Origin of the sequence: Clostridium liquoris (genome assembly GCF_002995785.1) — a bacterium.
Lineage (GTDB): Bacteria > Bacillota > Clostridia > Clostridiales > Clostridiaceae > Clostridium_AO > Clostridium_AO liquoris.
In genome coordinates, this window is record NZ_PVXO01000047.1 from 63,407 (window position 1) to 79,173 (window position 15,767).

Genomic DNA, 15,767 nt, shown 5'->3' on the forward strand with positions numbered 1-15,767 from the left:
AAAGGATGTGTATTAAAATGTTTAAATATATTGGCTACGCAGCTTCTATTGGTGAAGAAAATATTTATAAAACCATAGACTTTACCGTGGAAAATGGTATGAATGCTGTAGAAATAAATATGAATATACCTATATATTTTCCTGAAAACTTTACTAAAGAAGAACGAAAAAAAATTAAATATTATGCCAAAAGTAAAGCTGTAGAAATTACCATGCATGCTCCTGAGGATATAAACCTTCTTCAGCTTCACGAAAGTGTTAGAAAAGCAGGTATTGAAAGATTAAAAGAAGTAATTCAATTTGGAATAGACATTGGTGCCAGCAGAATCACACTTCATGTAGGTAGCGCAGTATGTTTTACTTTAGTAGATAGAAAAAGCTATATGGAAGAATTTTATGGAGAAAAATATAAACAAATATTAAGAACAAGTCTTCAAGAATTAATCCACCTAGCTGGGGATAAAATTTTTATATGTGTGGAGAATTCAGGAAGATTCCCTAAAATAGTGGTTCAGGAAGTTCTTCAGGAACTTTTAGAAAATGATAATCTTTATTTAACCTGGGATATAGGGCATTCCTATGAAAATAAATATAATGAAGTAGAATTCTTTATAAGAAATATAGATAAGGTAAGAACTTGCCACATTCATGATAACAATGGCAAAAGTGATCATCAAATTATAGGTACCGGAAATTTAGATTTTGTCAAGCATTTCAAGTTAATGGAAAGCAAGGATATTGTATATATTATAGAGGTAAGGCCTAGAGAAAATGCGGTAAAATCTCTAGAAATGTTAAAAAAAATAGAGTGTTTTCATTAACACTCTTTTTTTATTCCACAGACTTTTTTATAAGCTTCCACACTTCCTCATCACTCTTATCATTAATAACCCTATAGCCGTTTCCGTTTACAGAGGTATCAAATTGACATATTTGTGAATATTCACAGAATCTGCAAGGAGTTGAGCTGTCTTTTCTCTTATATGGTTTTATTCCTATGTTGCCTTCCAGCATTTCCTCACAAAGATTTACTATGGTTTCCCTTACATATTTTCTTAATAAATTAAACTCTTCATTAGTAGCTACAGAAGAACCTTTGGAAAGGGAATTATCATTATTCATTCTTACTGGAAGAATATCTGAAAAACCTTTTATATCTTTATCCATAGCCTTTATTATCTCCGAATCTGCTAGGAGAAGACCTTTCATTTTCAATTCCTTTAATATCTTTTGTTGTACTTCTTCTTTATCTATTTCATCCTTAGTTTTTATAATTGGATCATCAACTTTAAAATACAGCATTGCTGCAGGTAATGCATTTTCTTTATATTTTTCTTCAATTTCTGTTAACAAAGCATCCAAATATACTAATAATTGGATCTGAAGTCCATAATATACATCAGATAATTTAAAATCCTTATTCCCTGATTTATAATCTATTATTCTAATATATGTTCCATCCTTTTCTTTCAGCTCATCAATTCTATCTATTCTTCCTATTAAATTAACAGTTTCCCCTGAATGAAGTTCCACAGAAATAGGTGGAAAGTCTCCATTAATTCCAAAGGATATCTCATATCCTGAAGGTTCAAATTCTCCTCTAGTGATCTGCTCTCCAATTACAAATATAGCCCTTGAAATAATTCTTTTTATCCCTTCTGTCATGTGTTTATACCTTGGAGAGCTATTTAATATGGAACCTGGCATATTTGATACTTTTTCATCCACTATGTTGGATACTACCCCTTCACAAAGCTCCTTATCTACATTTTCCCATGTAAGATTTTTTTCTCTTAATTGTTTAGAGAAGGACTCTAAAGCCTCATGCATAAGTGTTCCCACATCTGGAGTAGATAATTTGTATACTTTTCTTTCCTTTGCTGCTATACCATATTTTACAAAATACGCAAAGGGGCATTCCGCATATTTTTCTAATCTGGATACACTTATATTCATTTTGGATCCATAAAGCTTTCTTATCTTTTTTGTATCTATTATTTCAGCTTCATTACTATAAGAAAAGCCCTCCAGTATGGTAGTTAACTTTTTTCTCCAATGCTCATCCTTCATATACCAATTGTAAACATTAAGCCATAATGGACTAACCTCTAACCCATCTGCACCACTTCTAAGATGGGCTATAAGTTCATTGAAAGTAGCCTTAGGTACCGTTACCATCCTTAATTCCTCTTCCTCCGTATTTGTATTTACTATATTATTGTATTCACATAACTTTGGGAAGATCTTTTTAAATCTTGATACAACTATGGAAGGCCTTAAGGTTTTTCCTTCCATGTCCGCTATAGGATAACTTATTCTTAAATAATTGCTCATAGTTGTTAGGGTTATATATGTTAAAAATTGCTCTTCAAAGGCTTTATTTTTAGTATCCTTTGCTAATTCCACCCCTTTTGATCGTAAACTTTCCCTTTCCATATCCGTAAGTATTCCCTCAGAATTCATTACACTTGGAAATATACCATCATTTGCTCCAATTACATATAAAGCCTTTATATCATGACTTCTAAGACGCTGAATACTGCTTACTAAAACCTGATCTAGGGCTGGAGGAATAAGACCTAATTTATACTCCTCAAATCCATTTTTAAGTAACTTAGCAAATATGTTGGAATCTAATTTCTCATCTCCCATAACTTCTACAATTTGATCCATGAGTTCCACTATAATATTCCATATTTGATTGTACTCATTTACTTTATCTAATCTATCTTCCTGTTTAAACCCTTCTATCCAACCCTGAATTTTTTCCGGCACATTTATACTACTCAAAAAATCATAAAGAGCTGTGCACATTTCTCTAGCAGTTTTTTTCCCTTTTATGTTTTCATGAAATGCCTTAAGAGGCAGAACTATCTTATCTTTTATGGTATTTATTTTATCTAAATTTGCCTGTTCCTCTTCTGATATATCTTCCTCTTTATTAAAACTATATCTTATTCTATACTGCCATTTAGGAACTTCAGTCCATTTTCTTCCTCGTATTCCATTAGCTAAAACATAGTTTTCAATTAAATCTATTTCCTCTCTGCTGATATCTGTAAGGCCGGTTTTTAAGTATCTAAACACACTTTCATAACTCCACCTCTTACTTAATATCTCAATGCAAGAAATAATTAATACTATTAAAGGATTATTATTTATTTCTATTTTTTTATCTATAAAATATGGTATTTCATATTCACTAAATATAGCACGAACTAAATTCTCATATCCATCTAAATCCCCTGTAATTACTGCAATATCTTTGAATCTAAAATTTCTATCTCTTACTAACTTTAAAATATCTCTAGCGGTTTCTTCAATTTCTGTATATTTATTTAGAGCTTTAAACATGCAGATATCCTTTGTATCTCCCTTATAAGTCTTATACGGAAAAGAAAATAAATTTTTCTCCATATGACTTAATTCCATACTATCTTTGAATCTATAACATGGAGAACACTGAAGTGCTATAGGTTTTTCATATTTTATATTATTTTTTTCTATAATTTTTAAAAGCTTTTCCTCTGTATTTTTTATAGGGTAAAATAAATCTAAATTATCTGCAGATTTTCCTCCATTTAAAACATCTGTACTTAATGTCACATTTACTCTTTTAGCTTTCCTTAATATTTTTTCCAAAACACTATATTCCTGAGGAGTAAAATCAAAAAATTCATCTATCCAAACCTCAGCATTATAAAATAAATTAGATTTATCAAGTTTATCTACCAATATAGTTAAATCATCCTCGGGATCTATGTATTTTTGCTGCAGATTCTCCTGAAATTTTGAATATATTAAAGATATATCCCATAGCTTATCCTTTAGGTTTTCATTTTCTACTGCCTCTGAGGACTCATTTATCATTTCCGGGGTAATATTGTATCTTTTAAATTCCGTAATAAGCTCTGACATAGTGGTTACAAAGCCATCTCTTTTAGATGCTTTTTCAAATATTTTAAATCTATCACTTAATTCATCCATTATCTTATATATAAGCATACTTTTCCCCGACTCATTCATATGTGCATGGGTAATCCCACCTACTTCGTTAAATACCTTATAGGCCATTCTTTTAAAGCTTAATACCTGTGCTCTTGATATAGCCTCTTCTCCTATATAATGGATCAAATTTTTTTCGCTTTGAAATGAAAACTGCTCTGGTACTAATAATATTAATGGATTTTTTTCATTACTCTCTATTTTTCTTTTTATATCTTTAAAACAGTAGTAGCTTTTTCCGCTGCCAGATCTTCCATATATAAACCTCAAACTCATATAACTCACCTCAAAGAAATTTAATACAATTCTATTATATTCTATCTTTAACATAAAGTAAAAAAGTAGCCCACCGCTGCAATTGGTAAAGCTACTTTTTTTAATATATTAAATTTAGTTATGCCAGTTGCCTAAGCAACTAGAGTTGTATACTACAGGGTGCTACTTCCTTAACTGTCAATTGTCCTCTGTACTCTGTTATCTGAATAAGCTTCTTCTCCTATTATTTTTATACCTTTTTCTATCTCATCCAATGTAAGCCTGGAAAATCCTAATCTTAAAGTATCAAGGCCTTCTCCATTTGTATAGAATATATCTCCAGGGGTAAAAATAACTTCCCTTTTTATGCACCTATCCAACAATTCCCTAGCATTTATATCCTTTAGCTTAATAAATAAATATAGACCGCCATCTCCTAAAATAAATTTATTTGGTATATACTCTTCACAAAGTCTCTTTGCTAATTCATATTTTTCTCTATATATGTTTCTAACCTTTTTAACATACTTTTCAAAAGAACCGCTCTTCATATATTCATATAGGATTGCCTGATCTAAGGATGAAGTATGGATATTTCTACTCCTCTTAACACTTTCTAATGTATATATAAGTTTCTCATCTCCAAATATCCATCCTATTCTCATGCCTGGAAAAAGTATTTTGGATAAACTCCCTATATAAATCACAGAATTTTCTTCTCCACTAATAGCAGCTATTGGGGCAATATGAGCACCTAAATGTTGAAGTTCTTCATTAAATCCGTCCTCAATTATAGGTACTTCATGGCTTTTTAATGCACTATAAAGTTTCTCCCTTTTTTCAAAGGACATAACCATTCCTGTTGGATTGTGATAGGATGGAATAATGTATGCTAACTTTACCTTATTGTCCTTAAGTTTTTCATCTAAATCTTCTAAATCTATTCCATCTTCATTAATTCTTACCCCTATAATATCTAACTCATGTAATTTCATTAATTTAATAGAAGTATTATGAGTAGGATTTTCACATAATATTTTATCCCCCCTATTCGTAAGAGAGGATAACAATATATCAAATCCCTCAGTAAAGCCATTGGTTATGAGTATACTTTTTCCTTTTGTATTTACACCTTTTTCTTTCATATAATTCATTAAAAAATCTATAAGAGGCTTATAGCCTTTGGCATAGCCATAATTTAATATTTTTTCGCCTTCTAAGGTTATTCTATTTAAAAAAGCTCTTTTTAACTCTTCCATATCAAATAAACTCTCATCTGGAGCTATGCTTTTAAAGGAAATCATACCTTTTTTATATAGCTGCTCATGTTTCATAATATCTAATTCTTCAGCAGTTTTAGCATAATTATTAATTTTATTTAACCAGTCTATATTCCAATCACTATTTTTATTTATATTGACTTTAGAAACAAAGGTTCCCTTTCCTTTTTCCGTATAGACTAATCCATTATCCTCAAGAAGCTCATATACCTTAATTATAGTGTTCCTACTGACATTAATCATGGATGTCATTTCTCTAGTAGATGGCAGTTTACTTCCATGTGGCAGCATACCATTTTCTATTACTTCTTTTATATAATTATATATTTTAACATAGGCAGTTTCTCCGTTTTTTAATTTTATATTGTGGAACATGAAAACACCTCAATATTTATCTGTATTCAATGAAGATTCTATTATCTTATCCAAAAGCTGACTAAAACTTAATCCATAAGCTTTTGCACTTTTAGGAAATAAACTATTCTTAGTCATTCCCGGAATAGTATTTATTTCTAAAACATATATTTCTCCATCTTTTATAATAATATCAATTCTACCATAAACTCTCAACTTAAAGCTTTTCCAACACTTTATACATATTTCTTCTACCCTGGTTTTTAAAGCCTCAGGAAGTTCTATAATATTTTCTTCTGCTCCATTATCATCATACTTTGAAGAATAATTAAAAAATTCTTCTTTTGTTTTTATAGAAAGTATAGGTAATACCTTTCCATTAAGCATACAGCAGGTTATTTCTTCTCCTTTTATATATTTCTCTATCATAACTTCTTCATCATATTTTAAAGCTTGCTTTACTGCATCTTTTAAATCATCTTCATGATTAACTAATGTTATTCCAATGCTTGAACCACCATTATTAGGTTTAACTATAATAGGATATCCTATTTCATCTATTTTATTGTAATCTATTTCTTCTTCTCTTTTTACCATAGTCCATTTTGGAGTTTTTATATTCTCTGCAATAAATACTTTTTTGCTCATGTCCTTATCCATACATAAAGCACTGCTTAAAACTCCACACCCGGAATATGGTACCCCTATACTTTCTAAAATAGCTTGAACCTGGCCATCTTCTCCAAAGCTTCCGTGGAGAGCAATAAATGCAAACTCTAAACATTTTGCTCTATCAATAAGTTCATATTTTGTATTTATAGGTATTGGTAAAACCTCATATTTATTTTTATCTAAGTTTTCTATTATATATTTTCCTGTTAAATTAGACACTTCTTTTTCAGTGGATATACCACCCATTACTACGCCAATCTGCATATAAAAAACCTCCTAATAACATACCTTATTAATTTTATTTTATTCATCAATGGTGTATAATGAAAGTACCACCGCATATTTAGTTTAATGATACGGTGGTAAACTTTTTAATTGTCTACTATAAAATATACAGGAGGTAAAATATATGTCAATACTAGAGTTTTCCAATGTCTCCTTTTCTAATGACGGAAAAAGTATATTGAAAAATTTAAATATACATATAGAATCTGGAGACTATATATCTATAGTGGGGCCCTCTGGTAGTGGGAAAAGTACATTTTTAAAACTATGTAATAACTTAATTAGTCCCAGTGAAGGAAATATATCATTTAATAATAAAAATATATCAGAATACAACCCCATAGAATTGAGAAAGGAAATTGCATATTGCTTTCAAATGCCTCATTTATTTGGCAATACTGTAATGGATAATCTAAGTTTTCCCTTCAAAATACGTAATAAAAAAGTGGATATGGATAGGATAAAATATTTATTTTCCTTATTTAGTATGGATGAAGAATTTATAGATGAAAAAGTGTTAAATCTTTCTGGTGGAGAAAAGCAAAGAATCGCCCTTATGAGAACGCTGATGTTTGCTCCAGAAATTCTTCTTTTAGATGAAGTCACTTCTGCATTGGATAGTGAAAATACCTTAATAGTTGAAAATATTATTAATAAATTAAATAGTGAAGGATCTACAGTACTTTGGGTAACTCATAATAAAGAGCAGAGTACAAAATATGCAAATAAACTTTTAACTTTGGAAAATGGTGAAATAAAATCTTTGGAGGTGTTAAAAAATGAATAGTGGTGCTACCTTGAGTATTTCATCCCTTATTATTGCCTCCTCTTTAATCTTTATATCTTTATTTTTTTCTTATTATCAAAAACTTAATTTGGAGAAGGAAACCATAATAGGAGTAATTCGAGCCATAGTTCAGCTCACTATTGTAGGATATTTACTTAATTTTATTTTTGGACTAAAAAATCCTTTCTTTACAACCCTATTACTTCTCTTTATGACTATAAATGCATCTTTTAATGCATCAAAAAGAGGAAAGGGAATAAAAAATGGATTTCTAATATCCTTTATTGCCATAGCTATTGGTGCTTTTATAACCTTATTTATACTAGTTGCTTCTGATGCAATAAAGTACGAAGCCTATCAAATTGTGCCTATTGGTGGAATGATTATAAGCAATGCCATGGTAGCTATAGGGCTTTGTTATAAACAACTTTTAGATAATTTTAAAAATAAACGTGAGGAAGTGGAAACAAAACTTGCTTTAGGGGCAGATATACTACCCTCCTCTATAGAAATAATAAGAGATTCTATAAAAACTGGAATGTTGCCTACTATTGACTCTATGAAAACCTTAGGAATAGTAGCTCTGCCGGGTATGATGACAGGTTTAATACTTGCAGGAACATCTCCCATTGAGGCCATAAAATTTCAAATACTGGTCACATTTATGATGTTATCCACTACTTCGATTGCTTCATTTTTAGCTTGCTACCTTGCTTATAAAGGATTTTTTAACGAAAGAAAACAACTGATTTAATTAACAATAACCACAGCCCTTTTGTTCAATCTATAGAATTTTTTATAATGTAATCAAGTGATTCCTAGGATGTGTGAATCATGCTCTCCAAAATTGATCCAGAACATTCTCCACATCCTCTGATTTTCTAACTATTATGTTATTCATCCACTCTTTAGGAAATAAATTTACATAGCTCCTGCTGACAAATCTGTCATCTATAAGTAAAATTGCCCCTCTATCCTTTTCTGATCTTATTACTCGTCCTGCAGCTTGAAGTACTTTATTCATACCGGGATACATATAGGCATATTCATAGCCCTTATTATTCTTTTCATTAAAATAATTCATTATTATATCCCTTTCAAAGCATATCTGCGGAAGACCCACCCCAACTATAACAGCTCCAGAAAGTCTTTCGCCTTTTAGGTCTATGCCCTCCGAAAATATTCCTCCAAGTACTGAAAAAGCTACCAAGGTTTCTTCTCCATTCTCATTAAAATTATTTAGAAATTCTTCCCTCTCTTCTTCCTTCATAGAGGAATTTTGAACAATTATTTTTACATCTTTACATTCCTGTTCAAATGCCTTTAACACCATATTCATATATTTATAAGATGGGAAAAACACTAGATAATTCCCCTTTTTACCATATATAAATGCCTTTATATATTCTACTATTTTATAAATACTGTTTCCCCTATTTTTATATCTAGTGGATATATTGCCAGCTATCATCAAAGCTCTATTTTCTACTGGAAAAGGAGATGGAAACCTCATAGAATAATCATCCTCTTCTCCTCCTAGGATATCTTTAAAATATCCTATAGGAGTTAATGTGGCAGAAAAAAATATTGCTGACTTTCCTCTGTTAATCCCTTCCCTTAAAAGCTTGGAAGGATCCAGGCAAAAGAGCTTTATCTTTGTTTCTTTAATATCTTTTTGTACATAAGTTACATAGCTTTCATTATAAAATTCGCTTATTCTTAAAAAAGCTAAAATATTAAAGTAAAGCTGCAATATTTCCTCATATCCTTCTCCTTTTTCATTTCCCTTTAACCAATCCTCTCCTTCTTTAACAAAGCTCCTTAAAAGGGAATATATTTCTAAAGGTTCTTCCTTTTGCATATAAAATCCCTGTTCATTACACCTTTTACTCATATCTAACATATAAGAATTTAGCTTATTCAATACTTTATAAAGCTTTGGCGAAGAATCTTTAGTTAACTTCTTTCCCCGTAGAAAATCCTCTTTTTTTAATTCTGCAGAAAACATATTCCTTCCCCTGTCCACTAAATTATGGGATTCATCTATTAAAAACAAGAAATCCTCTTTTCCTCCATCAAAAAATCTTTTTAAATACACCCTAGGATCAAATACATAATTATAATCACAAATTACACAGTCAGCCCAAAGGGTTAAATCCAATGATAACTCAAATGGGCATACTCTATATTCCTTAGCATATTTTTCAATGACAGTTCTATTTATTAAATTTTCCTTTTTCAGTATTTCCATTATAACTTTATTTACTCTATCAAAATGCCCTTTAGCATATTGGCACTGCTCTGCATTACAGGTGGTCTTTTCATTAAAACATATCTTTTCCTTAGCAGTAAGGGTTACAACTTTAAACTGAATTCCCTTATCCTCCATTTTATTAAAAGTCTCCATTGCCACAGAAGAGGTTATGGTCTTTGCAGTTAAATAAAATATCTTTGATATTAGTCCTTCTCCCATGGCTTTTATACCTGGAAATATAGTAGATATAGTCTTTCCTATACCTGTTGGAGCTTGAATAAATATATTTTTACTTTGGAATATGGTTCTATAAACTCCTACTGCTAGCTCTCTTTGCCCCTGCCTATAATTTTCAAAGGGAAATGGTAAACCTTTTATGCTTTTATCTCTTTTTTCTGTCCATCTTCTTGTATAATCTGCCCAAATAAAGTATTTCCCTATTAGTGAATAAAAAAAATCCTCCAATTCCTTTAGAGAATATTCCTTTAATATGTATTTAATTTTTCCAGTATCCACCTGACAGTAAGTTAACTGTACTCCTATATTTTCCATAGAGTTTTTCTTCGCATATATATAGGCATAGCACTTTGCTTGAGCAAAATGAAGAGGATTATATCCTTCATCAATTTTATCTAAATCTCTAGTAGTGCTTTTTATTTCATCAATAATTACACTATTCTCTTCCTTTATTATTCCATCAGCACGCCCTTCTACTGTAATAAACATATCGCCATATTCAATGGTGTGTTTTAAAGATACCTCAGCTAAGTAGTTATCTCCTTTATTTTTTTGTATCTTTTGATGAATTCTAGTTCCATCCACTGCTCTACTACTGCCTACAAAAGTTGAGTCTAAATCACCGGATCTTAATATGAATTCCACCAAATTCCTTACAGAAATTTTTACCTCATTATCCATAATCATCAGCCTTTAATAATATATTTTCATAGTCATTAGACTAATAATACACTTTTAGCACTGGGTTTTTCAACTAAATTTAATTTTATATTTATAAAGCATTTTCCTTTTTTAGAAATTGTATAGTTTTATTAATCTCAGCTATATTAATTATTAAGGCTATTATACAAGCTATGATTAGCATTATACCTAACTGATTAAGGGATAGCATATACGTTCTGTAATGAAACATAAACATTATAACTAGAATGTTAAGTATGCTTTTTAGTATTCTAAAATAGTGCTTTCTAATATCATCCTTAAAATATTTATCTTTTACATAACATTCTAAAAACACCATTACAAATAATGAAATTAATAGAAATAATAAAAAGTTAACCATAAAGAAATCCCCCCTTATAATTTTCACTACAATTACATTATAAGGGGAGATTCTTACTATATTCTTACCTAAATCTTAACAATAGCTTAAATTTTAATACATTATTTCTCTTTCTATATTCATTTTATTTTAATGGAATTAAGGAATTTGCTATTAAATCCCATTCATATGCTTTTCCAGTATTGATATCTACATAATACCATCCTATTGTAGCAACATGATCTGACATATCTTCAAAGCCTTGTATTACATAATACTTAATACCATCTTTGGTATCATCATGATCATATTTAAACTTTATATTAGCGTTATTTGATTTTATCTGATTTTTAATTATATCACAGGCCCCCTGTGGGGTTATTTTCCCACTGGCTTTATTTTCATTCTCTTTATTAATATTTTTATCTGAAGCACCCTTTACTTTTTTACATTCCTCAATTTTTTTCTTTGCTTCTTCATAGATTTTATCATCTTCTTTATTTATCTTTTCGAATTCATTTATAGCCCGAGCATATTTCTTTTCATCCATAAATTTAATACCATTATTATATATCTCATTTGCTTCTTTAAGTTGTTTTGCCAAGTCAATACTTTTTTTTACTTTAACATCATTTTTATATGACAAGCTTTCCTCAAACAGTGCTAAAGATTGGTCATACTTGCCTTTCTCCATATACTGATTAGCGCTGTTTACCAGTTTATTATATGCTTTTATGTTGTTATACCTATATATACCAAGCCCTCCAGCTATGACCACAATTGCTGTAACTATAATAATAATAATTTTTCTATTCATAATCTTACCTCTTACTCTATTTATAATTTTCATTTACTTATATTTTGTATTTTATCATAATATTTAACAATTAGGAAGCCATATTAAATGAAATAAGAAAAGCGTGTTCAATTTTAGAACACGCTTTTTTATTTAACTATTTCTGTTGTCCCCTATCCTTGCTTAATAAATCTCCTATAGCAGCTATACTGCCTAAAGAAGATAAAGTTTCATTTGGAAGTATAAGCTTATTGGCAGGATTTTTAGCCATTTCTTGTAAAGCTTCTACCTGTTTTAATGCTATAATTGTTTCGTTTGTTCCAGAATCAAGTATAGCTTTGTTAACCATCTCAATTGCCTTAGCTTGAGCTTTTGCTACAGATTCAATAGCTTCAGCTTTACCATCAGCTTCAAGAACCTGTGATTGCCTTAAACCTTCAGCACGTCTTATATTAGCTTCTTTTTCTGCTTCTGCTTGAAGTATTTTTGCCTGTTTTTCACCTTCTGCCCTTGCAATATCTGATTGTTTTTGTCCTTCTGCTTGAAGTATTGCCGCTCTCTTATCTCTTTCTGCTCTCATTTGTTTTTCCATAGCCTGTTGTATTTCTGCTGGTGGAATAATATTTTTAATTTCAACAGAAAGAATCTTTATTCCATAAGCATCAGTAATTTGATCTACCACATCTAAAAGTTCATTATTAATTTTATCTCTTCCTGATAATACCTCATCTAAACTCATATTACCTACTATATTTCTCATATTTGTTATAGTTGAATAAACTATACCTGATTTATAATTTTCAATATTATAAACTGCATCTTTAGCATTCATTACCTTATAGAATATAACATTGTCTATAGAAATTTTAACATTATCCTTAGTAATAACGCTTTGTGGTTCTATATCCAATATTTGCTGCTTTGTTGAAACCTTTTTCCTTACAAAGTCTGCAAATGGAATAGTAAAGTGCCAGCCTGGCTCTAATATCCTAAAGAATTGTCCAAATCTTTCAAGAATGTAAACGTATCCTGTGTTAACTACTTTTATAGATGATAAAATTGATGTTAATGCTATTACGAGTATTATTAATATTATTATTTTCCCTATCATAATAAACTCCTCCTATAATTTCTTAACTATTAGTTTATTCCCTTCTATGCCTATAATTTGAGCTTTATCTCCTTTTTTTATTACTTCTCCTTGGTTCTTTATAGTCCAGTATATACCATCAAGCTTTATCATAGCTTTTTCTATTACTTCATCATCTACTGTTATTTCCCTGCCAATATACCCCTCTTCCATAGTTGGAGTTTTAGACACGGTTTTATTTAAAGCTTCTCTTGCTAATGGATATCCTATAGCCATAAATAGTGCACTAACACCTACAAAGGTAATTAACTGTACTGTAAATGAGTAATTTAAGATCAATGCTATTAATGATGCTAAACATCCTACAGTAAACCATACAAAAAGTAAGTTACTGGTTATCATGTCAATGGTTATAGATGTTATTCCTATGGCAACCCATAGTAATATTGAGGCAGTAGTACCTATGATAACCTCCTCCTTCCTAAATAATAAACTATCAGTTAAAATGTTTTAACTACTTTAAATTTTTTAGTTATTATTTATTATCATTATACACTATTTTAAAATTATTTTGCATAGATTTATTAATTTATAAGATAGATTTAAGTAATGCTATAGTTAATTGACAATTAACTTTTGTTAATCCATAATAAGTTTGTAAAAAGTATATAATAGTAAACAATTATTGGAGGTATTATTATGGATGCTTTTATAAAAGAAGGTTATTACAGCCCTCATGAAGACTTTATAAATGTAGCTGCAGCTTGCCCTATAACCAGTGTGAGCCATATAGATTTTAATATAAAAAATATAAAGGAATGTATTGATGAATCTTTAGCTAAAAATGTGAAGGCAGTAGTTTTTCCTGAACTTTGCATTACATCCTATACCTGTTCAGATCTTTTCTTAAATAGACAGCTACTATCATCATCTTTAAGAGCCTTAGAGGATTTATGTAATTATTTAAATAATAAAGATATTTTAGTTGCAGTGGGCGCTCCTTTAATATATGGTGATTTACTATATAATTGTGCCTTTATAATATACGACGGAACCATATTAGGTATAGTTCCAAAGAGTTATATACCTAACTACACTGAATTCTACGAAAAAAGATGGTTTACAGAAGGAATAGACATTGTAGATAAAACTGTAGATCTATATTTTCAAAAACATATTCCCTTTGGAGTGGATTTATTATTTAAAAGTGGGGCTTTTAAGTTTGCCTTTGAAATTTGTGAGGATATGTGGGTAACCATTCCTCCAAGCAGTTATTTAAGCTTAAAAGGAGCCAATATTATTGGAAATCTTTCCGCTTCAAATGAAATTGTAAGTAAGGCTGTTTATAGAAGAGATTTAGTAAAATCACAAAGTGCCAGATGTATGGCTGCCTATATATATGCTTCTTCTGGAGTATTTGAATCTTCCACAGATTTATTATTTAGTGGACACTTACTTATCTCAGAAAATGGCATACTGCTAAAAGAAAATGAAAGATTTCAAAGACATAATGAAATAATTACCTGTTCTGTAGACGTAGAGAAATTAAATGGAGAAAGATTAAAAAATGTAAGCTATAGGGATAATTCAAGATTTTGTCCTTTTAAAATAAGGGAAATAGAATTTCAGTTTAAAAACTTTAATAATTTTACTTTTCATAGATTTGTTGATAAACATCCTTTTGTACCTAGAGAAAATAGTGAAAGAGAATCTCGTTGTAAAGAAATATTTAATATACAAAGTTCTGCATTAGCTAAAAGATTTACTCATACAGGATTAAAAAAAGCTGTTATAGGCATTTCCGGCGGTCTTGACTCTACTCTAGCATTACTTGTTGCTGTTAGAACTTTTGATATGCTGAATATTCATAGAAAAAATATAATAACTATAACCATGCCAGGCTTTGGAACCACAGATAGAACCTATAATAATGCAGTAAACTTATGTAAAAACTTAGGCACAGATTTAAGAGAAATAAATATAGTGGACTCATGCCTTCAACATTTTAAAGATATAGGTCATGATCCTAAAATCCATGATGTGACCTATGAAAATGTTCAAGCAAGAGAAAGGACTCAAATACTTATGGACATAGCCAATAAGGAAGGTGGTCTTGTTATAGGTACTGGCGATTTATCAGAACTAGCACTAGGATGGTGCACTTATAATGGAGACCATATGTCCATGTATGCTGTAAACTGTTCTATTCCAAAAACTTTGGTTAGATATTTGGTTAGATATGTAGCAGACAACGAAGCGGATAAAACAACTTCTAATATACTTTTAGATATTTTAGATACGCCAGTAAGCCCAGAGCTTCTTCCAAAAGATAAAGAAGGTAATATAACTCAAAAGACTGAAGACATAGTAGGCCCTTATGAACTTCACGACTTTTTCCTATATTATTTTGTAAAGGGTACTGCCCCTGGAAAAATATTATTTTTGGCAAAGGAAGCCTTTAAGGGACTATATGATGAGGATACTATTAAAAAATGGTTAAACACTTTTATTAGGAGATTTTTCTCACAACAATTTAAACGTTCTGCTATGCCTGATGGACCAAAGGTAGGTACCATAAGTCTTTCTCCTCGTGGAGACTTACGAATGCCCTCTGATGCCAGCAGTACACTGTTTTTGGAGAGCATAGATTATAGAGAATAACTAATAGATAATAGATAATAGATTTTTATAGCCCTGTGCAAATCATTTA

Annotated in this window: 12 protein-coding genes; 4 read left to right on the top strand and 8 right to left on the bottom strand. The window is 30.2% G+C overall.

Translation table 11 applies throughout. The annotated features are described in order from the left end of the window. Positions 1-17 precede the first annotated feature (17 nt). On the top strand, positions 18-821 hold the full coding sequence (locus tag CLLI_RS08690) for a sugar phosphate isomerase/epimerase family protein (RefSeq protein WP_106063821.1): 804 nt from the start codon (positions 18-20) through the stop codon (positions 819-821). A 10-nt stretch (positions 822-831) separates the two neighbouring features. Here the strand turns inward: CLLI_RS08690 and addB are convergent, their stop codons facing one another. The 3 genes from addB to CLLI_RS08705 form a co-directional block, all read right to left on the bottom strand. Then, entirely contained in the window at positions 832-4,281 is a 3,450-nt protein-coding gene (gene addB, locus CLLI_RS08695) for a helicase-exonuclease AddAB subunit AddB (protein WP_106063822.1), read from the bottom strand. A gap of 170 nt (positions 4,282-4,451) precedes the next feature. Then, a complete protein-coding gene (gene pdxR / locus CLLI_RS08700; RefSeq protein ID WP_106063823.1) occupies positions 4,452-5,915 on the bottom strand; it encodes a MocR-like pyridoxine biosynthesis transcription factor PdxR in 1,464 nt (487 codons plus the stop codon). Positions 5,916-5,924: 9 nt separating this feature from the next. Then, the gene (locus CLLI_RS08705) at positions 5,925-6,830 is read right to left on the bottom strand and encodes a D-alanine--D-alanine ligase (protein WP_106063824.1); all 906 of its coding nucleotides are present in this window, start codon (positions 6,828-6,830) and stop codon (positions 5,925-5,927) included. Between the two features lie 145 nt (positions 6,831-6,975). Between CLLI_RS08705 and CLLI_RS08710 the strand changes: the two genes are divergently transcribed. Both CLLI_RS08710 and CLLI_RS08715 read left to right on the top strand, forming a co-directional pair. Further along, positions 6,976-7,638, top strand: a complete 663-nt coding sequence (locus tag CLLI_RS08710; protein WP_106063825.1) for an ABC transporter ATP-binding protein — start codon at positions 6,976-6,978, stop codon at positions 7,636-7,638. Then, positions 7,631-8,392 carry an ABC transporter permease gene (locus tag CLLI_RS08715; RefSeq protein ID WP_106063826.1) on the top strand — a complete coding sequence of 254 codons (762 nt, stop codon included), beginning with the start codon at positions 7,631-7,633 and terminating at the stop codon, positions 8,390-8,392. Before CLLI_RS08710 ends, CLLI_RS08715 begins: the two co-directional genes overlap by 8 nt. 78 nt (positions 8,393-8,470) lie before the next feature. Here CLLI_RS08715 and CLLI_RS08720 read toward each other — a convergent pair whose 3' ends face one another. From CLLI_RS08720 to CLLI_RS08740, 5 genes are all read right to left on the bottom strand, one after another. Next, positions 8,471-10,816: an ATP-dependent DNA helicase gene (locus CLLI_RS08720; protein ID WP_106063827.1), complete on the bottom strand. Its 2,346-nt coding sequence runs from the start codon at positions 10,814-10,816 to the stop codon at positions 8,471-8,473. A gap of 85 nt (positions 10,817-10,901) precedes the next feature. Further along, positions 10,902-11,192, bottom strand: a complete 291-nt coding sequence (locus CLLI_RS08725) for a hypothetical protein (RefSeq protein ID WP_106063828.1) — start codon at positions 11,190-11,192, stop codon at positions 10,902-10,904. 124 nt (positions 11,193-11,316) lie between these two features. Then, positions 11,317-11,988 (bottom strand): hypothetical protein, encoded by a 672-nt coding sequence (locus CLLI_RS08730; protein WP_106063829.1) that lies wholly within the window; start codon positions 11,986-11,988, stop codon positions 11,317-11,319. A gap of 136 nt (positions 11,989-12,124) precedes the next feature. After that, a complete protein-coding gene (locus CLLI_RS08735; protein ID WP_106063830.1) occupies positions 12,125-13,078 on the bottom strand; it encodes an SPFH domain-containing protein in 954 nt (317 codons plus the stop codon). 12 nt (positions 13,079-13,090) lie between these two features. Next, entirely contained in the window at positions 13,091-13,333 is a 243-nt protein-coding gene (locus tag CLLI_RS08740) for an NfeD family protein (RefSeq protein WP_242975566.1), read from the bottom strand. A gap of 423 nt (positions 13,334-13,756) precedes the next feature. On the opposite strand from CLLI_RS08740, the gene CLLI_RS08745 reads away from it, so the two are divergent. Beyond that, entirely contained in the window at positions 13,757-15,718 is a 1,962-nt protein-coding gene (locus CLLI_RS08745; protein WP_106063832.1) for an NAD(+) synthase, read from the top strand. Positions 15,719-15,767 lie beyond the last annotated feature (49 nt).

Bases quoted from the DNA above. Each gene is read 5' to 3' on its own strand.
- addB (WP_106063822.1), bottom strand. From the start codon at position 4,281: ATGAGTTTGAGGTTTATATATGGAAGATCTGGCAGCGGAAAAAGCTAC.
- CLLI_RS08705 (WP_106063824.1), bottom strand. From the start codon at position 6,830: ATGCAGATTGGCGTAGTAATGGGTGGTATATCCACTGAAAAAGAAGTG.
- CLLI_RS08740 (WP_242975566.1), bottom strand. From the start codon at position 13,333: ATGGCTATAGGATATCCATTAGCAAGAGAAGCTTTAAATAAAACCGTG.
- CLLI_RS08690 (WP_106063821.1), top strand. From the start codon at position 18: ATGTTTAAATATATTGGCTACGCAGCTTCTATTGGTGAAGAAAATATT.
- CLLI_RS08725 (WP_106063828.1), bottom strand. From the start codon at position 11,192: ATGGTTAACTTTTTATTATTTCTATTAATTTCATTATTTGTAATGGTG.
- CLLI_RS08720 (WP_106063827.1), bottom strand. From the start codon at position 10,816: ATGATTATGGATAATGAGGTAAAAATTTCTGTAAGGAATTTGGTGGAA.
- pdxR (WP_106063823.1), bottom strand. From the start codon at position 5,915: ATGTTCCACAATATAAAATTAAAAAACGGAGAAACTGCCTATGTTAAA.
- CLLI_RS08730 (WP_106063829.1), bottom strand. From the start codon at position 11,988: ATGAATAGAAAAATTATTATTATTATAGTTACAGCAATTGTGGTCATA.
- CLLI_RS08715 (WP_106063826.1), top strand. From the start codon at position 7,631: ATGAATAGTGGTGCTACCTTGAGTATTTCATCCCTTATTATTGCCTCC.
- CLLI_RS08710 (WP_106063825.1), top strand. From the start codon at position 6,976: ATGTCAATACTAGAGTTTTCCAATGTCTCCTTTTCTAATGACGGAAAA.
- CLLI_RS08735 (WP_106063830.1), bottom strand. From the start codon at position 13,078: ATGATAGGGAAAATAATAATATTAATAATACTCGTAATAGCATTAACA.
- CLLI_RS08745 (WP_106063832.1), top strand. From the start codon at position 13,757: ATGGATGCTTTTATAAAAGAAGGTTATTACAGCCCTCATGAAGACTTT.